Source organism: Pseudomonas sp. NPDC089534, from assembly GCF_044749305.1.
GTDB lineage: Bacteria > Pseudomonadota > Gammaproteobacteria > Pseudomonadales > Pseudomonadaceae > Aquipseudomonas > Aquipseudomonas ekonensis.
Window position 1 is genome coordinate 54,069 of record NZ_JBIVHR010000015.1, and the last position, 19,346, is coordinate 73,414.

At 64.5% G+C, this 19,346-nt stretch carries 16 protein-coding genes; 7 read left to right on the forward strand and 9 right to left on the reverse strand.

Annotated elements, in window-relative coordinates; all coding sequences use genetic code 11:
* Positions 1-12: 12 nt before the first annotated feature.
* The 4 genes from ACIP0B_RS06825 to uvrD all read right to left on the reverse strand — a co-directional run bounded on the left by ACIP0B_RS06825 (position 13) and on the right by uvrD (position 4,316).
* Positions 13-420 carry an SMI1/KNR4 family protein gene (locus tag ACIP0B_RS06825; RefSeq protein ID WP_217894406.1) on the reverse strand — a complete coding sequence of 136 codons (408 nt, stop codon included), beginning with the start codon at positions 418-420 and terminating at the stop codon, positions 13-15.
* Between the two features lie 137 nt (positions 421-557).
* A complete protein-coding gene (locus tag ACIP0B_RS06830) occupies positions 558-1,436 on the reverse strand; it encodes a Tim44 domain-containing protein (protein WP_400830711.1) in 879 nt (292 codons plus the stop codon).
* A 177-nt stretch (positions 1,437-1,613) separates the two neighbouring features.
* Positions 1,614-2,054 (reverse strand): EamA family transporter, encoded by a 441-nt coding sequence (locus tag ACIP0B_RS06835; RefSeq protein WP_400830713.1) that lies wholly within the window; start codon positions 2,052-2,054, stop codon positions 1,614-1,616.
* A gap of 78 nt (positions 2,055-2,132) precedes the next feature.
* The gene (gene uvrD / locus ACIP0B_RS06840) at positions 2,133-4,316 is read right to left on the reverse strand and encodes a DNA helicase II (RefSeq protein WP_400830714.1); all 2,184 of its coding nucleotides are present in this window, start codon (positions 4,314-4,316) and stop codon (positions 2,133-2,135) included.
* A gap of 257 nt (positions 4,317-4,573) precedes the next feature.
* Between uvrD and ACIP0B_RS06845 the strand changes: the two genes are divergently transcribed.
* The 3 genes from ACIP0B_RS06845 to ACIP0B_RS06855 all read left to right on the forward strand — a co-directional run bounded on the left by ACIP0B_RS06845 (position 4,574) and on the right by ACIP0B_RS06855 (position 8,874).
* Entirely contained in the window at positions 4,574-7,444 is a 2,871-nt protein-coding gene (locus ACIP0B_RS06845; protein WP_400830716.1) for an EAL domain-containing protein, read from the forward strand.
* 151 nt (positions 7,445-7,595) lie between these two features.
* Complete coding sequence (gene hexR / locus ACIP0B_RS06850) at positions 7,596-8,462, forward strand: transcriptional regulator HexR (protein ID WP_085579149.1); 867 nt, start codon at positions 7,596-7,598, stop codon at positions 8,460-8,462.
* A gap of 199 nt (positions 8,463-8,661) precedes the next feature.
* The gene (locus tag ACIP0B_RS06855; RefSeq protein ID WP_085638639.1) at positions 8,662-8,874 is read left to right on the forward strand and encodes a PA3496 family putative envelope integrity protein; all 213 of its coding nucleotides are present in this window, start codon (positions 8,662-8,664) and stop codon (positions 8,872-8,874) included.
* Here the strand turns inward: ACIP0B_RS06855 and ACIP0B_RS06860 are convergent.
* Complete coding sequence (locus ACIP0B_RS06860; protein ID WP_400830717.1) at positions 8,816-9,778, reverse strand: LysR family transcriptional regulator; 963 nt, start codon at positions 9,776-9,778, stop codon at positions 8,816-8,818. The two genes, ACIP0B_RS06855 and ACIP0B_RS06860, sit on opposite strands and share 59 nt — an antisense overlap.
* 190 nt (positions 9,779-9,968) lie before the next feature.
* Here ACIP0B_RS06860 and ACIP0B_RS06865 point away from each other — a divergent pair, with 190 nt between their 5' ends.
* Together ACIP0B_RS06865 and oadA are read left to right on the forward strand one after the other, a co-directional pair.
* A complete protein-coding gene (locus tag ACIP0B_RS06865; protein WP_085579143.1) occupies positions 9,969-11,384 on the forward strand; it encodes an acetyl-CoA carboxylase biotin carboxylase subunit in 1,416 nt (471 codons plus the stop codon).
* Between the two features lie 11 nt (positions 11,385-11,395).
* A complete protein-coding gene (oadA, locus tag ACIP0B_RS06870; RefSeq protein ID WP_400830719.1) occupies positions 11,396-13,204 on the forward strand; it encodes a sodium-extruding oxaloacetate decarboxylase subunit alpha in 1,809 nt (602 codons plus the stop codon).
* Between the two features lie 120 nt (positions 13,205-13,324).
* Here the strand turns inward: oadA and ACIP0B_RS06875 are convergent, their stop codons facing one another.
* Positions 13,325-15,442: an autotransporter domain-containing protein gene (locus tag ACIP0B_RS06875; RefSeq protein ID WP_400830721.1), complete on the reverse strand. Its 2,118-nt coding sequence runs from the start codon at positions 15,440-15,442 to the stop codon at positions 13,325-13,327.
* A 417-nt stretch (positions 15,443-15,859) separates the two neighbouring features.
* Here ACIP0B_RS06875 and ACIP0B_RS06880 point away from each other — a divergent pair, with 417 nt between their 5' ends.
* Both ACIP0B_RS06880 and ACIP0B_RS06885 read left to right on the forward strand, forming a co-directional pair.
* A complete protein-coding gene (locus tag ACIP0B_RS06880; RefSeq protein WP_400830722.1) occupies positions 15,860-17,212 on the forward strand; it encodes a HipA domain-containing protein in 1,353 nt (450 codons plus the stop codon).
* Entirely contained in the window at positions 17,209-17,514 is a 306-nt protein-coding gene (locus tag ACIP0B_RS06885; protein ID WP_400830723.1) for a helix-turn-helix domain-containing protein, read from the forward strand. The genes ACIP0B_RS06880 and ACIP0B_RS06885 overlap by 4 nt, the downstream gene beginning before the upstream one ends.
* Positions 17,515-17,517: 3 nt before the next feature.
* On the opposite strand, the gene ACIP0B_RS06890 is transcribed toward ACIP0B_RS06885, so the two are convergent.
* The 3 genes from ACIP0B_RS06890 to ACIP0B_RS06900 are packed head-to-tail and all read right to left on the reverse strand — an operon-like array spanning position 17,518 to position 19,283.
* Positions 17,518-18,189 carry a GNAT family N-acetyltransferase gene (locus tag ACIP0B_RS06890; protein WP_400830725.1) on the reverse strand — a complete coding sequence of 224 codons (672 nt, stop codon included), beginning with the start codon at positions 18,187-18,189 and terminating at the stop codon, positions 17,518-17,520.
* 12 nt (positions 18,190-18,201) lie between these two features.
* Complete coding sequence (locus ACIP0B_RS06895; protein WP_400830726.1) at positions 18,202-18,648, reverse strand: GNAT family N-acetyltransferase; 447 nt, start codon at positions 18,646-18,648, stop codon at positions 18,202-18,204.
* Positions 18,649-18,659: 11 nt separating this feature from the next.
* A complete protein-coding gene (locus tag ACIP0B_RS06900) occupies positions 18,660-19,283 on the reverse strand; it encodes an FMN-binding negative transcriptional regulator (protein WP_400830728.1) in 624 nt (207 codons plus the stop codon).
* Positions 19,284-19,346 lie beyond the last annotated feature (63 nt).

The window sequence follows — 19,346 nt, forward strand, 5'->3', positions numbered from 1 at the left end:
GGCGGGGGTGGATCAGCTTTCCAGCCAGACGTCCCGTGCCCAGTGCCAGACGGATTCCCAGGACTCTTCGGTGATCAGCTCTTCTTCGCCCGACCACAGCACCACGGTGCCGTCCTCTTCGACGCAGTAGTAGTCATCGCCGTCCTGGCAGATCGGGATCAGGTCGCGCGGCACGCCGGCGTCCCAGGCGTTGGCCGCCACTTCCGGCAGATAAGTGTGGGACTGCGGATCGGTGACGGTCACCGGCTCCAGGCTGCCATACACCACGTCGCTGACGGTCAGCAGGAACTCCTTGAAGACGAACGGGATGTTGATGAAGAGCTCTTCTTCGATCTCCACCAGTTGGTCTTCGTCCGGCAGTTCCAGCGGAACCGGCACGGGTTCGTTGGCTTCGCGCAGTTGTTCGATGATTTCTTCCACGTCCGGGATCCTCTTGCTTGTATGGCGCGGTTTGTATGGGGCGGTTTATACAGTAGCTTGCTATGGATGCAACCGCGAAATAGAAAACCCCGGCCTGGGCCGGGGTTTTCGTTACCGCATGCTTAACGCGTGTGGGATCAGCCGTTCTGGCGGATGCCGGCCACCAGCCAAGGCTGGTTTTCGCCCTGCGGACGTTCCATGTTCCAGCTTTCGTTGAAGGCTTCGCCCTGGTCGAAACGCGAGGTCTTCGACACGCCGCTGAAGGTCAGGGTGGCGATGGTCTTGTCTGCGCGGTCATCCACGCCTTCCAGTTGCACCTGGAGGTTGTCGATGAAGGTGGACTGGAAGCCGTCGCCCAGGTCCGCGCGCTCGCGCTTGAGGAACTCGAGCATCTGCGGGGTCACGAACTCGGCGATCTTGTCCATTTCGTTGGCGTCCCAGTGCTGCTGCAGCGCCTGGAAGTGGCTGCGGGCGGCTTCGAGGAAGCGCTGTTCGTTGAACCAGGCCGGTGCGTTGATCACCGGACGGGCGGCAGGGGCTGCCGAGCCGCCGAAGATCGAGCCCATGGCCGCAGGCTTCTGCTCGAACGCCTCACGCTGCATCGGCGCATGGCCGGCCGGCGCGAACTGCTCCTGCTGCTTGCGGCGACGGGCGGCGATGAAGCGGAAGATCACGAACGCGATGAGGGCCATGATCAGGATGTCGAAGAACTGCATGCCCTGGAAGCCGTCGCCCATGAACATGGAGGCGAGCAGGCCACCGGCGGCGATGCCGGCCAGCGGGCCGAGCCAGCGCGAGGCGCCGCCGGCCTTGGCGGCCGCGCCTGCGGCACCGGCAGCACCGGCGGTCGCCGCAGCGCCGCCCATGCCCGGGGAAGAAGGGGCCATCTGGCTGGTCTGGTGCGTCGGCGCGGCGCCGGAGCTTTTGCCACCACCGAAGCGCTTGGCTGCGTTGACATCGAGGCTCATCGTCAGGCCGATGCACAACGCCATGGCGATGCTGAGGAAACGTTTCATAAAGGGTATTCCCGTTTGTGGAGAGCACGCGCGCCATGTTGCACAGCTGAAGTGTCACTGGCTAGCGGCAGAGTGTTTCGGGCTTTTGCCTGACAGGTTAGGTTCAGCTCGGTCGAGGCAATAGGGTTATGTACTTTTGTCTGTAGGAAAAATATGAAGGTTCAGCGGGAAGTCTGTTCAGCGGCGCAAGGCCAACAGGATGACCCCGGCAGTGATCAAGCCGATCCCGCCCCATTGGCGCAGGTCGAGTTTCTCGCCCAGCAGGATCGCGCCGAGCACCGCCACCAGCACCACGCTGAGCTTGTCCACCGGGGCGACCAGCGACGCCGGGCCGACTTTCAGGGCGCGGAAGTAGCACAGCCATGAAGCGCCGGTGCCCAGCCCGGACAACAGGAGGAACAGGTAGCTCTTGGCGGAGATCGATCCCAACGACTGATATTGGCCTGTGGCGTACAGAATCAAGGCCAGGCTGACCAGCACCACGATGGTGCGCAGCAGGGTGGCGAAGTCGGAATTGACGTTCTCGATGCCGACCTTGGCGAAAATCGCGGTCAGCGCGGCAAACGTGGCCGAGAGCAGGGCCCAGAAGGTCCATGAAGAGAAGAAGCCTGAGCCCATGAAGTGTTCTCTGTCGAATCAAGGTTCACACAAGCCTCTGCGGGAGCGAGCAGGCTCGCTCCCGCAGAAGGGCCGGCTTCAGATCGCTTCCAGCTTCGCGTAGCCCAGCATCAGCCACTTGCTGCCTTCGCTGAAGTTGACCTGCACCCGCGCCTGGGCGCCGGCGCCTTCGAAGTTGAGGATCACGCCGTCGCCGAAGATCGAATGGCGCACGGCCTGGCCGAGGCTCAGGCCGGTCTCCGGGATCGCGCTGCCGCTGAACAGGTTGCTGCCGCTCATCGACTGGCTGCCGGCGAACGGCCGGCTGACGCTGTTCGACAGGCGCACTTCCTGGATCAGGCCTTTGGGCACTTCCCGCACGAAACGCGACACCTTGTTGTAGGTCTCGCTGCCGTACAGGCGTCGGGTCTCAGCATAGGTCATCACCAGGTTCTGCATGGCCCGGGTGATGCCGACATAGGCCAGGCGCCGTTCCTCTTCGAGACGTCCCGGTTCCTCCAGGCTCATCTTGTGCGGGAACAGGCCTTCTTCCATGCCCACCAGGAACACATAAGGGAACTCCAGGCCTTTGGCGCTGTGCAGGGTCATCAGCTGAATGCTGTCTTCGTGCTCGTCGGCCTGGGTGTCGCCGGCCTCAAGCGACGCGTGGCCGAGGAATGCCGCCAGCGGCGACAGCTCTTCGTCCTCGTCGGTCTTTTCGAAGTTGCGTGCGGCGCTGACCAGTTCCTCAAGGTTTTCCACCCGGGCCTGGCCTTTCTCGCCTTTTTCCGCCTCGTGGTAGGCGATCAGGCCGGACTGCTCGATGACGGTCTGGGTCATCAGGTGCAGCGGCATGTCCATGCACTTGGCGGCGAGGTTCTCGATCAGTTCGATGAACGCGCCCAGGGCGCCCGCTGCGCGCCCGGTCAGGCCCTTGTTGGCGACCAGTTGGCGCATCGCCTCCCACATCGACACATCGCTGTGGCGCGCGTGCTCGCGGATCGCCTCGACGGTCTTCTCGCCGATGCCCCGGGCCGGGACGTTGATCACGCGTTCCAGCGCCGCGTCGTTGCCCCGGCCTTCCAGCAGGCGCAGGTAGGCCATGGCGTTCTTGATCTCGGCCCGTTCGAAGAAGCGTTGGCCGCCATAGATGCGGTACGGGATGCGTTCACGCAGCAAGGCTTCTTCCAGAACGCGGGATTGGGCGTTGGAGCGGTACAGAATCGCGATATCGCTGCGGGCCAGGCCGGTTTTCAGCGCGCTTTCGATGGTTTCGACAACGTAGCGCGCTTCGTCGTGTTCGTTGAACGCGGCATATAGATTGATGGCTTCGCCGTCGCTGCCGTCGGTCCACAGCTCCTTGCCCAGACGCCCGGTGTTGTTGGCGATCAGGGCGTTGGCGGCCTTGAGGATGCCGGCGGTGGAGCGGTAGTTCTGCTCCAGGCGGATGGTCTCGGCATCCGGGAAATCGGCGGAGTACTGGTGGATGTTCTCGATTTTCGCCCCGCGCCAGCCGTAGATCGACTGGTCGTCGTCGCCCACCACCATCAGGCTGTCGCCGCCCTTGGCCAGCAGGCGCAACCAGGCGTACTGCACGGCGTTGGTGTCCTGGAACTCGTCCACCAGGATGTGCCGGAAACGTTTCTGGTAATGGGCCAGCAGGCCCGGATGGTCGCGCCACAGGTCCAGGGCGCGCAGCAGCAGCTCGGAGAAGTCGATGACCCCGGCGCGCTGGCATGCCGCCTCGTAGGCTTCATAGATGCCGCGCATGGTGGCCAGGAACAGGTCGCCGCTGGCCTGGATGTGCTGCGGGCGCAGGCCTTCGTCCTTCTGGCCGTTGATGAACCATTGGGCCTGGCGGGCCGGCCAGCGCTGCTCATCCAGCCCCAGCTCGCGGATCACCCGCTTGACCAGCCGCTGCTGGTCGTCGCTGTCGAGGATCTGGAAGGTCTGGCTCAGGCCGGCCTCCTGCCAGTGCGCCCGCAGCAGGCGGTGCGCCAGGCCGTGGAAGGTGCCGACCCACATGCCGGCCGGGTTGATGCCCAGCAGCTGCTCGATGCGGTGGCGCATTTCGGCGGCGGCCTTGTTGGTGAAGGTCACCGACAGGATCGAGTGGGGCGAGGCGTTTTCGACCTGGATCAACCAGGCGATACGGTGCACCAGCACTCGGGTCTTGCCGGAGCCGGCACCGGCCAGGACCAATTGACGGCCGACGGGGGCCGCTACGGCCTGGCGTTGGGCATCGTTGAGGGAGTTCAGCAGAAGGGAGAGATCATCGCGCATCGGGGCATTCTAGGGTGCGCCGCAGGCCCGGGCAAACCGAGCGTTGCACGAACCGATGAAAGCGCCGCCGATGACGACCGGTCGGTCATCGGCTGCACCCGTTGACCCGCGTGGTTCCGGGGCTTTTGCGAGGTCGTCGGCGTCGGAAAGTTTCGGTGAAATTATGATCTGGAGCAGTTTGGCAAGTGAATCGGCTTGTGTATGCTCCGTCCACGTTTCGGGCCCATGCTCACCTTATAAGAACAAGAACGTTGCCTATGACCCTCAGCCCCGACCTGTCGGGCCCCCTCGTGGAGCCCCGGGTTATCCGCAAGCACTACGCCATGCAGATGGCGGTCGAGCGCACGCGCCTGCTGTATCAGGGCTCACTGTTGCCCACCCTGTTCATGCTGATCAACGGTCTGGTCTGCGCCGGCCTGCTCTGGAGCCCGCAGCGCTACTTCGTGGTCAGCGTCTGGCTGGTGTGGCTGCTGTCGCTGGTCGCCTTGCGGGTGATTCAGGTGGCCGCCTTCGATTCGGCGATCCCCGACCGGCAGGCCCAGCCCGTCTGGCGCCGGATGTTCCTGCTCGGCTCGACGATGACCGGCCTGACCCTGGCCGGCGCGGGCATCGCCCTGGTGCCGGCGGACAACTTCATGCAGCAGGCCTGGGTGTTCGGCCTGATCGGCGCCGCGACGCTGTCCGCCAGCGTCGCCTACGCCGTGAGCATTCCGGCGTTCCTGTCCTTTACCTTGCCGTGCCTGCTGCCGGCCATCGGTTACCTGTTCTGGGGCGGCGATGAGCAGGCCCGCGGCTGGGGCTGGCTGGGGCTGATCCTGCTCGGTTCGCTGAGCGTGGTGGCCTGGCAGGTCAACCGGCTGATCGACCGCGGCCTGCTGCGGCGTTTCCAGAACCAGCACCTGATCGAACACCTGCAGCAGGCGCAGGCGCGCAGCGAGCTGCTCAACCAGGAGTTGGCGAAGGAAATCGAGCACCGCCGCTGCGCCGAGGGCCGGTTGCGCGAGGCCCAGGCCGAGCTGGAAGACCGGGTCGCCCAGCGCAGCCGTGAGCTGGACGCCGCCAACCAGGCCCTGGGCAAGAGCGAGGCGCGCCTGGCGCTGGCGCTCAAGGCCAGCGAGCTGGGGCTGTGGGACTGGAACCTGCAGACCGACGAAGTCCATCACACGCAGATTCAGGAGCTGTTCGGCATCGACCCGGAGTACGTCACCGGGCTGCTCAGGCATCTGCGCCCGCGGCTGCACCCCGAAGACGTGCCGCCGCTCAAGCGGGCGCTGATCGAGCACCTCAAGGGCCGCACCGAGGACTATCAGATCGAATACCGCGTGCGCCACGGCGACGGCCACTGGGTCTGGATCGAGGACCGCGGCCGCGCCGTGGAGCGCAGCGACAGCGGGCAGGTCACCCGGATGGTCGGCACCCGGCGCGACATCAGCGTCAGCAAAGGCCAGGAAGCGCAGCGGCAACTGGCGGCGACGGTGTTCGAGGCGGCCAGCGAGGGCATCGTGATCCTCGACCCGAACTACTCGCTGATCGCCATCAACCAGGCGTTCAGCCGGGTCACCGGCTACGACATCGAAGACATGCTCGGGCGCAACGTCGTCGAACTGCCGTGCAGCCGCGATGCGCGCCGGCATTACGTCGCGATCCGCCATGCGCTGGAGCAGCACGGCACTTGGCAGGGCGAACTGGTGGAGACCCGCAAGAACGGCGAGCTGTACCCGCAGTGGCTGCAACTGAACGCCGTGCGCGATGATCGGGGAAACGTCAGCCATATCGTCGGCTTCTTCGCCGATCTGTCGGCCAGGCGCGAGTCCGAGGAGCGCATGCGCTTCCTGACCCACTACGACGAGCTCACCGGCCTGGCCAACCGCTCGCTGTTCCGCGAACGCCTGCACGAGGCCCATCAGCGCGTTCGCTCGGGCGGGCGGCGCAGCCTGGCGCTGCTGCACATCAACCTGGACCGGTTCAAGCTGCTCAACGACAGCCTGGGCCATGAAGTCGCCGATCAACTGCTGCAGCGGATGGCCCGGCGGCTGGTCAGCGCGTTGCCGGAGGCGGACACCATCGCGCGGTTGTCCGGCGACGAGTTCGCGGTGCTGTTCGATGCCTACGGCAACCTGTCGAGCCTGGCGCGGGTCGCCACGCGCCTGCTGGCCAAGCTGCGGCTGCCGCTGACCGTGGAGGGGCACGAACTGGTGGTCAGCGCCTCCATGGGCATCAGCCTGCTGCCGGACAGCGCCCGGGAGATCGCCGCGCTGGTCAGCCAATCCAACATGGCCATGCAGCATGCCAAGCATTTGGGCGGCAACAACTTCCAGTTCTACACCGACAGCCTGCAAGCCAGCACCCTTGAGCGCCTGCAACTGGAAAACCAGTTGCGCAAGGCGATCGAAGACAAACAGTTGCACGTGTTCTACCAGCCGAAGCTGTGCCTGGCCACCGGCCGCCTGAACGCCGCCGAAGCGCTGGTGCGCTGGGATCATCCGACCATGGGCCGGGTGCCGCCGGGGGATTTCATCGGGCTGGCCGAAGAGACCGGGCTGATCGGCCCCATCGGCGAGTTCGTCCTGCGCCAGGCCTGCCTGCAGGCCTGTGAGTGGCAGCGCCAGGGGCTGGAGCCGATCCGGGTCTCGGTGAACCTGTCGGTGCACCAGTTGCGCCAGGGCAAGCTGGCCAGCCTGGTGCGCCAGGTGCTGGAGGAAACCGGTCTGGCCCCGCACTACCTGGAGCTGGAGCTGACCGAAAGCCAGTTGCTCGACAGCGTCGAACACATCATCGCCACGTTCCAGCAACTGCGCGACCTGGGGGTGAAGCTGGCCATCGACGACTTCGGCACCGGGTATTCGTCCCTCAGCTACCTCAAGCGGATTCCGGTGGACTACGTGAAGATCGACCAGGCGTTCATCCGTGGCCTGGGGGAGGGCAGCGAGGACACGGCGATCACCCGGGCGATCATCGCCATGGCCCACGGGCTGTCGCTCAAGGTGGTGGCTGAAGGCGTCGAGCGGCCGGAGCAGCTTGAGTTCCTGAAGGCCGAGGGCTGCGATGAGGTGCAGGGTTACCTGATCAGCCGTCCGGTGGAGGCCGACGTCCTGGCCGGGCTGTTGCGTGGGCAAACACCGCGCTGAAGGGCTACATGCGGCGGATGCCGCCTGTTGCGGGGATACCGAGTTACTCAATGAGCAGGCAAAAAGCCAATTCATGTAGTATAACTACAAGCTTGCTACATGCCTTGCGACTGCCCATGGCAAGCACCTGACCACAACAAGAGTCCAGCCCTTGAATCTGCTGCAACATATCGCCCAGTCACGTCACCTGTTACGCAAGTCGGAGCTCAAGGTCGCCGACCACGTGCTGCTTGACCCGGCGGCGGTGATGCACAGTTCCATGGCCGACCTGGCCCACAGCGTCGGCATCAGCGAGCCGACCATCGTGCGCTTCTGCCGGGCCATCGGCTGTTCCGGCTTCCAGGACCTGAAGCTCAAGCTGGCGCAGAGCCTGGCGGCGGGCGCCAGCTTCGGCCAGTTCGCGATCCACGAAGACGATTCGGTCGCCGACTACAGCCTGAAGATCTTCGACACCACCCTGCACACGCTGATGGAGGTGCGCGAGAAGCTCGACCCGCAGGAGCTGCAGCGGGCGGTGACCCTGATGTCCCAGGCCCAGCGCGTCGAGTTCTATGGCTTCGGTGCGTCCGGCGCGGTGGCGGCGGATGCGCAGCACAAGTTCTTCCGGCTGCTGCTGACGGCGGCGGCATACTCGGATCCGCACATGCAGGCGATGTCCGCCGTGACGCTGAAGCCGACCGACGTGGCGATCTGCATTTCCCAGTCCGGCCGCTCCAAGGATCTGCTGATCACCGCCAACCTCGTGCGTGAAAGCGGCGCGTCGCTGATCACCCTGTGCCCGAGCCAGACGCCGTTGGCCGAGCTGTCCACCGTCAACCTGGCGATCGACGTGCATGAAGACACCGAGATCTACACGCCGCTGACCTCGCGCATCGCCCACCTGGTGGTGATCGACGTGCTGGCGATGGGCGTGGCCATGGCGCGCGGCCCGAGCCTGGTCAACCACCTCAAGAGCGTCAAGCGCAGCCTGCGCAGCCTGCGGCTGTCGCCCAAGGCCGTGAAGCCGCTGGACGACTGACGCTGCCCGGCCGTGTGGTCAGGGCGCCCGCATGTGGCGAGGGAGCTTGCTCCCGCTGGCCTGCGAAGCAGGCCCATGACTGTCACGGCCAGGCTCCCTCGCCACTAGGCAGATTCATCAGCCTGTAACCCCCGCGCCGCCAAACCGTCATCCCCCGGGCCTATCGTGAAACTCCCGTAATCGCCTTGGGAGACTCGAAATGGCCCAGCCCTACGAAGAACGCAACAGCGCTGCGAAAACCCGCCGTCAACAGGAAGACCAGCGCCGCATGGAGTTTCGCCGCGCCATCGAAGACCGCTTCGAACTGCGCCAGCTTCAGGCCGAGATCAGCGGTGTTCCCTCGGATTTCGAGTTCAACTACTGGCAGGCGGCACCGTCGGCTTCCCGGCGAAGCGCTCAACCAGCGCGCTGATCTGCACCCGCTCGCTGCGGATGAACGCCAGAAAGGCGTGAGCCACCGGTGACAGGCGCTTGGCCTTGGCCTGCACCAGGCACCAACTGCGCAGCAGCGGCAATTCTTCGACCGGCAGCTCCACCAGGCCGCCGGTCGCCAGCTCCAGGTTCAGGGCATGGCGCGTCAGCAGCGCCAGGCCCAGACCGGCCAGCACGCATTCGCGCTGGGCTTCGGCCGAGGCCACTTCCTGGGTCTGGGTGAAGTGCACGCGCTTCTCCTTGAAGTATTCCTCGCAGGCCAGCCGCGTGCCGGAGCCGGGCTCGCGGATCAGCAGGGTGTAAGGCTCAAGGTCCTGCAGGCGCAGCGGCCCCATATGCGACAGCGGGTGGTCCGGCGGCGCCACCGCCACGATCGGGTTGTTGAGGAACGGCAGGAACTCCAGGCCCATGTCCTGGGGCACCATGGACATGATCACCAGATCGTCGCGGTTGTCGGAGAGACGGCGGATGACCTGGCCCCGGTTGACCACCGTCAGTTGCAGGTTCACTTCCGGGTGCTGGCGCTTGAAGGCGGCGAACAGGTGCGGCACGAAATACTTGGCGCTGGACTCCACGGCCAGTTTCAGCTGGCCCTGCAGCGATCCCTGCATGTCCGACAGCTGCATGTCGAGGTTTTCCAGACGTCCGAAGATGTCCCGGCTGGCCCGTTGCAGCGCTTCGGCGGCTTCGGTCATGTAGAGCTTTTTGCCGACATAGTCGAACAGCGGCTGGCCGATCAGCTCTTCGAGCTGACGAATCTGTAGGCTGACGGCCGGTTGCGTGAGGGACATTTCGTCGGCAGCACGGCTGTAGGAGCGCAGGTCACACACTTCGTTGAAAATCTGCAATTGACGCAATGTCATACGCATCAAGGACTTACGCATTTTTACAGGCTCTGGCGACGGCTGGATGCAATGACTATAAGTCTTTACTTATGCCTGTCCCAATTTTTATTCATTTTTGTTAATCCCTTGCCGGCGCTAGTGTGAAGCGGCGACCAGATTGAAACATTTGGTCACGCGTCGACCTGGGTCTAGCAGGTCGTGGGTACCACCGGCTCAAGGGAACCTCCAAGTGATAACAAAGATCCTGATCGCCAACCGTGGTGAGATTGCCGTACGAATCGTGCGTGCCTGCGCCGAGATGGGCATCCGCTCGGTTGCGATTTTTTCCGACGCCGACCGGCATGCCTTGCATGTGAAGCGTGCGGACGAGGCCCACAGCATCGGTGCCGAGCCGCTGGCCGGCTACCTCAATCCGCGCAAGCTGGTGAACCTGGCGGTGGAGACCGGCTGCGATGCGCTGCACCCCGGTTACGGCTTCCTGTCGGAAAACGCCGAACTGGCGGAGATCTGCGCCGAACGCGGAATCAAATTCATCGGCCCGTCGGCGGAAGTGATCCGTCGCATGGGCGACAAGACCGAAGCGCGCCGCAGCATGATCAAGGCCGGCGTGCCGGTCACGCCGGGCACCGAAGGCAACGTGTCGGGGCTCGAAGAGGCCCTGAGCGAAGGCGACCGCATCGGTTACCCGGTGATGCTCAAGGCCACCTCCGGCGGTGGCGGCCGGGGCATCCGCCGCTGCAACAGCCGCGAAGAGCTCGAACAGAATTTCCCCCGCGTGATCTCCGAGGCCACCAAGGCGTTCGGCTCGGCGGAGGTGTTCCTGGAAAAGTGCATCGTCAACCCGAAGCACATCGAAGCGCAGATCCTCGGCGACAGCTTCGGCAACGTGGTGCACCTGTTCGAGCGTGACTGCTCGATCCAGCGCCGCAACCAGAAGCTGATCGAGATCGCCCCAAGCCCCCAGCTGACCCCGGAGCAGCGCGCCTACATCGGCGACCTGTCGGTGCGCGCAGCGAAGGCCGTGGGCTACGAGAACGCCGGCACCGTGGAGTTCCTGCTCGCCGACGGCGAGGTGTACTTCATGGAGATGAACACCCGGGTGCAGGTGGAGCACACCATCACCGAGGAAATCACCGGGATCGACATCGTCCGCGAACAGATCCGCATCGCCTCCGGCCTGCCGCTGTCGGTGAAGCAGGAAGACATCCAGCACCGCGGTTTCGCGCTGCAGTTCCGGATCAACGCCGAAGACCCGAAAAACAACTTCCTGCCGAGCTTCGGCAAGATCACCCGGTACTACGCCCCCGGCGGCCCGGGCGTGCGCACCGACACGGCGATCTACACCGGCTACACCATCCCGCCGTTCTACGACTCGATGTGCCTGAAACTGGTGGTCTGGGCGCTGACCTGGGAAGAGGCCATGGACCGTGGCCTGCGCGCCCTCGACGACATGCGCCTGCAAGGGGTCAAGACCACCGCGGCGTACTATCAGGAAATCCTGCGCAACCCGGAATTCCGTAGCGGCCAGTTCAACACCAGCTTCGTCGAAAGCCATCCGGAACTGACCAACTACTCGATCAAGCGCAAACCCGAAGAGCTGGCCCTGGCCATCGCCGCCGCCATCGCCGCCCACGCAGGCCTGTGAGGAATAGAACAATGAGCAAGAAGATTCATGTAACCGACACCATCCTGCGCGACGCCCACCAATCGCTGCTCGCGACCCGCATGCGCACCGAAGACATGCTGCCGATCTGCGACAAGCTCGACAAGGTCGGCTACTGGTCGCTGGAAGTCTGGGGCGGCGCGACGTTCGACGCCTGCGTGCGCTTCCTGAAGGAAGACCCGTGGGAGCGCCTGCGCCAACTGCGCGCCGCGCTGCCCAACACCCGCCTGCAGATGCTCCTGCGCGGCCAGAACCTGCTGGGCTACCGCCACTACAGCGACGACGTGGTCAAGGCGTTCGTCGCCAAGGCGGCGGTCAACGGCATCGACGTGTTCCGCATCTTCGATGCGATGAACGACGTGCGTAACCTGCGGGTGGCCATCGAAGCGGTGAAGGCCGCCGGCAAGCACGCCCAGGGCACCATCGCCTACACCACGAGCCCGGTGCACACCATCGAGGCTTTCGTGAACCAGGCCAAGCAGATGGAAGCCATGGGTTGCGACTCGGTGGCGATCAAGGACATGGCCGGCCTGCTGACCCCGTTCGCCACCGGCGAACTGGTCAAGGCGCTGAAAGCCGAGCAGTCGCTGCCGGTGTTCATCCATTCCCACGACACCGCCGGCCTGGCCGCGATGTGCCAGCTCAAGGCCGTCGAGAACGGCGCCGACCACATCGACACCGCCATTTCCAGCTTCGCCTGGGGCACCAGCCATCCGGGCACCGAGTCGATGGTCGCCGCCCTCAAGGGCAGCGAGTTCGACACCGGCCTGAACCTGGAACTGCTGCAGGAGATCGGCCTGTACTTCTATGCCGTGCGCAAGAAGTACCACCAGTTCGAAAGCGAGTTCACCGCGGTCGACACCCGCGTGCAGGTCAACCAGGTGCCGGGCGGCATGATTTCCAACCTGGCCAACCAGCTGAAAGAGCAGGGCGCCCTGAACCGCATGAACGAAGTGCTGGCGGAAATCCCGCGGGTGCGCGAAGACCTGGGCTACCCGCCGCTGGTGACCCCGACCTCGCAGATCGTCGGCACCCAGGCGTTCTTCAACGTGCTGGCCGGCGAGCGCTACAAGACCATCACCAACGAAGTGAAGCTTTACCTGCAGGGCGGCTACGGCAAGGCGCCGGGCACCGTGAACGAGCAGCTGCGCCGCCAGGCCATCGGCAGCGAGGACGTGATCGACGTGCGTCCGGCGGATCTGCTCAAGCCTGAGATGACCAAGCTGCGGGCCGACATCGGTGCCCTGGCGCAGTCCGAAGAGGACGTGCTGACCTTCGCCATGTTCCCGGACATCGGCCGCAAGTTCCTCGAAGAGCGTGCCGCCGGCACCCTGACGCCGGAAGTGCTGCTGCCGATCCCGGAAGCGGGCAAGGTGGCTTCGGCGGGTGGTGAAGGCGTACCGACCGAGTTCGTCATCGACGTCCACGGTGAAACCTACCGTGTGGACATCACCGGCGTCGGCGTGAAGGCCGAAGGCAAGCGTCACTTCTACCTGTCCATCGACGGCATGCCGGAAGAGGTGGTGTTCGAACCGCTCAACGAGTTCGTCGGCGGCGGCAGCAGCAAGCGCAAGCAGGCTTCGGCGCCGGGCCATGTCAGCACCACCATGCCGGGCAACATCGTCGATGTGCTGGTCAAGGAAGGCGACACCGTCAAGGCCGGCCAGGCTGTGCTGATCACCGAAGCCATGAAGATGGAGACCGAAGTCCAGGCGGCCATCGCCGGCAAGGTCACGGCCATTCATGTCGCCAAGGGCGACCGGGTGAATCCGGGCGAGATCCTGATCGAGATCGAGGGCTGACCGACAGCTGCGATGCAACGTTTTATACCTCGGGGGGGCATGTGCCCCCCTTTTTTTTGCGCCGTTTTCGGCAGGGGCGGGCCAGGCCGGCCCTACCGAAAACGGCCCGGGCCGGGTTCGTCAGAAACCCATGCGCCATTGGCCTGACAGGCCGTGCCGGCGGCTGTGGTCGCCGACGTCACCGGTGTACCCCAGGCCTACCGAGTGTCTTGGCGAGATGGCCAGCTCCAGCCCTGCATCCAGCGTCAGGCTGTTGCGGTCCAGCGCTGCTCCCTTCACGGTGAAGATCCTGCCGCCGGTCGCCAGTCGCTGTCGGGCATGGCTTTCGACATCACCGTAGGTATGTTTCCAGCCGGCGCTGAATCGCGGCGTCAGTCGCATGCCGTCCTCCAGTGCCTTGACGTAGGCCAGACGCAGCCCAAGGGTGCTGCTGGCATTCTGTTGCGTCTGACCATGAACCTGCAGCGAGGCACTGCCGCCCTTTTCGGTATGGCTGTCGCGCCGATAGCGTTGAATGCCGAGGCTGGCAAAGGGCTCGGCGCTCAACCGGCCATGGCCGACGTTGTAGCCGAGTTCCGCGAAGGCCTGGCCGGTGCGTGCGTCGTATGCGCCTTTGGGCCGGTCGCTGAATCCGTTGTAGGTGACGCTGCGCTTGCTGGAGCCGGCATGGCTGCCGTAGGCGGCGCCCAACCGGATGGCCATCGGGCCGTTCTGGCGCAAGGCGTAGGCTCCCAGGTGCCAACTGTCGAGCCGGCCCTCGTATTGGCGGCCGTCCAGGCGCGTTCGCGAATGGCCGACGACCGCCCCCATCCGCCAATGCTCGTCCGCTGCCCAGTCCGCGCCAAGCAGCAGGCCCCGGGTGGCGTGCCGCAAGGTGCTGGCGCTTTCGCTGCGGTCCAGCGTGCCGCCGTCGTCGAGTGCCTGCAGCCAGAGGCGGCTACCGTCCTCGCCGCCGTTGGCCCGGCGCGGCGCGTTGCGCTCCGCCGAGGGGCCGTCGCCCATCTGGCGCATGGCCGACAGCAGGCTGGCGTTGACCGGAGCGGCACTGCCGAGCGTCGCTCCCGCCAGGTTGGCGTTGCCGCCGGCGGCCAATTGTTCGATGGCCTGGGGGGCGGTGGTCCGGTTCGTGCCGAGCAAGGCCTTGACGGCGGCGTTGCCTGGCGTCGCCGCTCTTGCGGTGACGGTGCCCGGGCTGGCCGGTGCCGAGGGGGCAGGGCCAGGAGCCTCGGGGGAGGTCGGCGGCCTGTCGGTTCCGGCAGGCTGTTCGGCGACCGGGTCTTGAGGGACGGTGTTTTCCGGCATGCCCGGGTCGGGTGCCGGCTCCCCGATGCTCTTGGCGAGTTCGCGTCCGTTTTCACTGGCGGCTGCGCTTTCGAGCGGTACATCGTTGCGGGCATAGGTCAGGCCGACCGTCTGCTCGGCGTAGTTCACGGTCGGGGTCATGAAGGCCAGATCGCTGGTGACCTGGCCGAACCGGCCGTCGACCCTGGCGGCCTGGATGATCGTGTGTTGGCTCGTCTGCGGGTAGTCGCCCGGTGCCGCGATGATGTTCAGGGTGGCGTCGCCGAGGCGGGCGATGCCGCCGACATTGATTGTTTCGCCGACGTTGGCGGCGTCGATTCCATAGGCCAATACGGCCGTCTTCTGCAGCTCGAGGTCGCCCCGCACCCGAGGCGCCCCGTGAAGGGCGTTGACCTCCAGCTTTCCGGCAACCTGCAAATGGCCGACTTCGCCGTTGCCGCGCAAGGTCGCCCGCCGCTCCACCGAGACCTGGCCAAAAATGTTTCCCCGGTTCTCCAGCGTGGCGTTGTCCGCGACGAAGGCGCCGCCGGGGAAGTCGCCCGTTCCGGTCAATGTCCATTGGCCGCGCTTGATGCGCACATGGTCGAAGTTGCGGCTTTCCCCGAGTTCGCCGACGTTGGCCGAGTCGAGCGTCAGGGCGTTGAGGCCTTCGCCGCCGTCGACGATGCCGTCGAACCGGCCTTTGCGGCTGACGTTGACCAGATCGTTGGCCTCGCCCAGTTTCAGCGCGACGCCGTCGGAGCCGGACTCCGGCCGGATGACCGAAGTCGCTTGCGTGTCCGGATCCTTGAGATAGCCGTCGATCCGGGCCTTGTGCCCGTCGAGCGGCACGAAGGCGGCGGGAAGGTCCTGGGCCGCCGCGTAACCGGCATGGCCGAGGGCGACGGCGACTGCCAAGGCCACGCAGTGTGGGCGAAACGTAGGTCGGTTGAGCATCGGGTTCTGCCTCGCTGGAAAGGAGGCTGAACTCTAAAAGTCGATGCCGGTGCGCCGATGCCGGGCGATTCTGCGTGTCGTGCAGGGGATGGAATCCGGTTTTGTAGCCGGGAGGAGGATGATTGGCCGACGTCCGCTGTTTCACCCGGCGACATGATGCTTTTGCCTACGGTCGGTGCTGAAAGATCGATTGGCGAAATGTCAGAGATTCGGCTTTCAGCGCTGGATCGTCATCAGATCCGACGCTACTGCGGTGGGGGTAAATCTGCATTATTTTGCGTTTTTTGTAGATGAAGGCGGCCTTATCTGCATTTTGTTGCAGGTTAAGGCGCGCAAACTCCACTTCGAATGCACTATATTGCATTTTCAAGCGACCAATCGCTTCGTGAAATGCATTTAGATACAGGTGATAGGTGCATGCATAAGCTGACATTGCAGATGTTCACTGCCGGCAAATGGTGCGACGCAATGGCGTTGAATTTCGACGAGCCTCAAAAGGGCTTTGGAAGCCGTTGCAGCTTTGGTTACGAGACGGCCTACCTGGTCGAAAACCTCGATGCCGTCGGATCTCCGTTTTCCAAAGCTGTGAGTGCACGGTTTCCCTTGGATTGGGACGGCCAGCGCTCCATCACTCCTGCATTTGTGCATGACATTGCGCCGGCGGGGGCCGCAAAAAAGTTTCTTCTCGCACGCCTGGGACAAGACAGACCTGCAGATGTCAGCGCCGATCTGTATCTGCTTGGCCATAGCACCCCGGCTCCGATCGGCAACATGCGGATAAAGGAGTCAGCCGAGGCTGCGGATGAGCGCCAGCCTATCGGATTCGCTCGCCAGGAAGTCGTCAGCCGCGACCATCGGTTTCTTGAATACGCCTACGAGGTGGGGGCCGCGATTGGCGGTGCGACAGGGGCAGGAGGTGAAGCGCCCAAGCTTCTTTTGACTGAGAATCGTGCCGGCCAACTGTACCCCGATGCAGTACTGAACGATGAAAACGTCAGTCAGCACTGGTTTGTGAAGTTCGCCCGCAATAAGGGAAACCAAACGGATCAAGACATCCTGAGAAGCGAATTCCATTACTACCAGGCGCTTCAGGCGCTCGGCATCGAGACCGTCTCGGCAGAAGGCTTGGCGTTGGAGGAAGCGAACAAACCCAGTTTGTGGATGCAGCGCTTTGACCGCCAAGTAACAGGCCGAGGGGTAGAGCGTTTTGCCGTGGAGTCGATTTACTCGCTGGCAGGGGTGACTGTGTCGGGCAGCGCGATGAACCACATGGATGTCATTCGCATGCTGGCCAGGCTCTGGCGCGATGCAGGGCAAGCGGATCAGATTCCGGCCCTTGTGGCGGACTACCTGCGTCGGGATCTGATCAACAAGATTCTCGGCAATTCGGACAATCATGGGCGCAACACCGCAATCATTCGTGATGCGGACTCGTACCGTTTGGCACCTATCTATGACCTGGCGCCCATGGTCATGGATGACGAAGGTGTGACACGCACGACCAAATGGCCAAGGGATCTGGAGAGGGCGGGAGACATCGATTGGCGAGGCGTCTGCCGCGCATTGGCGGATATTTCCGATCCGGATGATCCATTGGCCGGTTTGTCCGATACGCCGGAGTCTTTTGAGCGCTTGCGTGAAGATGCGCAATGCCTGGCTGAGCTGCCCGACATTCTGGCTGCCGGCGGCTTGCCTGACCGAACCATGAACCATCCAGGCGTATACCTGAAAGACTTGGAGCAGCATTTGAAGAGATGGGATCTGAAATGAGCATGACCGTCGCCGAGCGCACAGTGCTCATCGAAAGCATCCAGCAAGCGCTGGCCCAAGGAACCTTGGAGATCGGCGAAGCCGTTCGCCGTTTGCGCGTGGAAGTGACCGGGTTGCACCAGACCCAGTTCGCGAAGATGTGCAGGATTTCGGTGCGCACGCTGGTGCATATCGAGCACGGGGAAGGCAATCAGACGCTCAAGTCGCTGAATGCCGTGTTCCGCCCGTTCGGGATGAAGATGGGCGTGCTGCGGATCCGGAACGAAGACCGCTGGCCCCGCAGCACCCCCGATGCAGGGTGAGCCTTACGCGCGGCACTCGGCCAGGCCCTTGAGCTGGCCTGACGCGGTCTGGTTGGCGTCGCTCAGCCAGCGCTCGAACCCTGCCGCCACCGCCGGCCATTCCGAGTCCAGGATCGAGTACCACGCCGTGTCGCGGTTCTGGCCCTTGACCACCATGTGCTGGCGGAACACGCCTTCGAAGCTGAAGCCCAGGCGTTCGGCGGCGTACTTGGAGCGGGCGTTGGCGTTGTTGCACTTCCACTCCAGGCGGCGATAGCCCAGGGCGAAGGATTCCTTGGCCAGCAGGTACACCGCCTCGGTGCTTTTCGGCGAGCGCTGCATCGGCGCGCCGAAGGTGACGTGGCCGATTTCGATGCGGCCCTGGGCCGGCACGATGGACATCAGGCTGAGGATGCCCTGGACCTGGCCGCTGGCGCGGTCGATCACGCTGAAGAAGTACGGGTCGCTGGCGGCAGCGTGGCTGTTCAGCCACGCATCGAACGCGTGGCGCTCGGGGAAGGGGCCGTAGGGCAAGTAGTCCCATAGCTTCGGATCGGCGCCAGGCCCTTGCAGGGCCTTGAACAGGTCGTCGCCGTGGCGGGCCGGGTCGAGTTTTTCCAGGCGGATGAAGCGCCCTTCGATCAGGGTGGTCGAGGGAGGCGGAACGCCTTTCCAGTCAGCGAGCGGGGTGGTCATGAATGTTGATCCTCAAATGGCCTTGCGGAACTGGATGAAGCCCGGACGCTCGGCGATGCGTTCGTAGAGCCGGATTGCCGTGGCGTTGGTTTCGTGGGTCAGCCAGTGCACCTTGCAGCAGCCGTCGGCCTTGGCCGCGGCGTAGACGTGTTCGATCAGCAGGCGCCCGACGCCGGTGCCGCGGGTTTCCGGCGCCACCAGCAGGTCCTGCAGGTAGCAGGAGTTCTCGATGCTCCAGTTCGAACGGTGGTAGATGAAATGCACCATGCCGACGGCTTTGCCGTTCGCCCAGGCGAGGGCGGCATGGGTCGGCTCGTTCGGGTCGAGGAAGCGCTGCCAGGTGCTCTGCGTCACGGCGTCCGGCAACTCGGTTTGGTAAAAGCGCAGGTAGGCCTGCCACAACGGCAGCCAGGCCGCGTGGTCGTCGGCGCTGACCGGGCGAATATCGATCTGACTCATGGTGATTGTCCTTAACGCATCAGGTGAGAGAGGGTTCGGTCGGTGGCGTCGGCGCTGGCGGCCAGACCTTCGCGCACGCCGGCGATGTCTTCGGCGCTGCGGTTCTGGCTGAGCTTGCGTTTGCCTTCGAGGCGGTCGATGGGGATCGCGAAGCCGACGATGGCCTTGAGCATGCCGTCGATGTAGTCGGCGGGGGCGTCGTCGACTTTCCACGGTGTTGCGCGGTTCGATTCATGGCGGTCGGTGAGGGTGCTGACGATGTCGAGCAGGCGTCCGCCGTCGCTGAAGGTCTCGGCGTGGCCGTAGGCGTGCACGGCGACGTAGTTCCAGGTCGGCACGACCTTGCCGTGCTCGGCCTTGCTCGGGTAGAACCCGGGGCTGACGTAGGCGTCGGGGCCGGCGAAGATCACCATCGCTTCGGCGCCGTCGCGCAGGTCTTTCCATTGGGGGTTGGCCTTGGCCAGGTGCCCGTACAGCGTGCCGTGCTCGCCTTGTTCGCGATGCAGCAGCACCGGCACGTGGCTGGCCTGCAGGCCTTGTTCACCGTGGGTGACCAATATGGCGAGGCGGGTGGCGAGGATCAGTTCGTGCAGTTGGGACAGGTCGTCGACGGCAAAGGCGCGTGGCGTGTACATGGAGAAAATTTCCTTGGCGGTTGCCTGCATCCTAGGCAGGCTATTGGTCTGTTGTAAGAGCCA

Bases quoted from the DNA above. Each gene is read 5' to 3' on its own strand.
- ACIP0B_RS06890 (WP_400830725.1), bottom strand. From the start codon at position 18,189: ATGACCACCCCGCTCGCTGACTGGAAAGGCGTTCCGCCTCCCTCGACC.
- ACIP0B_RS06830 (WP_400830711.1), bottom strand. From the start codon at position 1,436: ATGAAACGTTTCCTCAGCATCGCCATGGCGTTGTGCATCGGCCTGACG.
- ACIP0B_RS06855 (WP_085638639.1), top strand. From the start codon at position 8,662: ATGGCCCAGCCCTACGAAGAACGCAACAGCGCTGCGAAAACCCGCCGT.
- ACIP0B_RS06875 (WP_400830721.1), bottom strand. From the start codon at position 15,442: ATGCTCAACCGACCTACGTTTCGCCCACACTGCGTGGCCTTGGCAGTC.
- ACIP0B_RS06835 (WP_400830713.1), bottom strand. From the start codon at position 2,054: ATGGGCTCAGGCTTCTTCTCTTCATGGACCTTCTGGGCCCTGCTCTCG.
- ACIP0B_RS06880 (WP_400830722.1), top strand. From the start codon at position 15,860: ATGCATAAGCTGACATTGCAGATGTTCACTGCCGGCAAATGGTGCGAC.
- ACIP0B_RS06895 (WP_400830726.1), bottom strand. From the start codon at position 18,648: ATGAGTCAGATCGATATTCGCCCGGTCAGCGCCGACGACCACGCGGCC.
- uvrD (WP_400830714.1), bottom strand. From the start codon at position 4,316: ATGCGCGATGATCTCTCCCTTCTGCTGAACTCCCTCAACGATGCCCAA.
- ACIP0B_RS06845 (WP_400830716.1), top strand. From the start codon at position 4,574: ATGACCCTCAGCCCCGACCTGTCGGGCCCCCTCGTGGAGCCCCGGGTT.
- ACIP0B_RS06900 (WP_400830728.1), bottom strand. From the start codon at position 19,283: ATGTACACGCCACGCGCCTTTGCCGTCGACGACCTGTCCCAACTGCAC.
- ACIP0B_RS06885 (WP_400830723.1), top strand. From the start codon at position 17,209: ATGAGCATGACCGTCGCCGAGCGCACAGTGCTCATCGAAAGCATCCAG.
- oadA (WP_400830719.1), top strand. From the start codon at position 11,396: ATGAGCAAGAAGATTCATGTAACCGACACCATCCTGCGCGACGCCCAC.
- ACIP0B_RS06860 (WP_400830717.1), bottom strand. From the start codon at position 9,778: ATGCGTAAGTCCTTGATGCGTATGACATTGCGTCAATTGCAGATTTTC.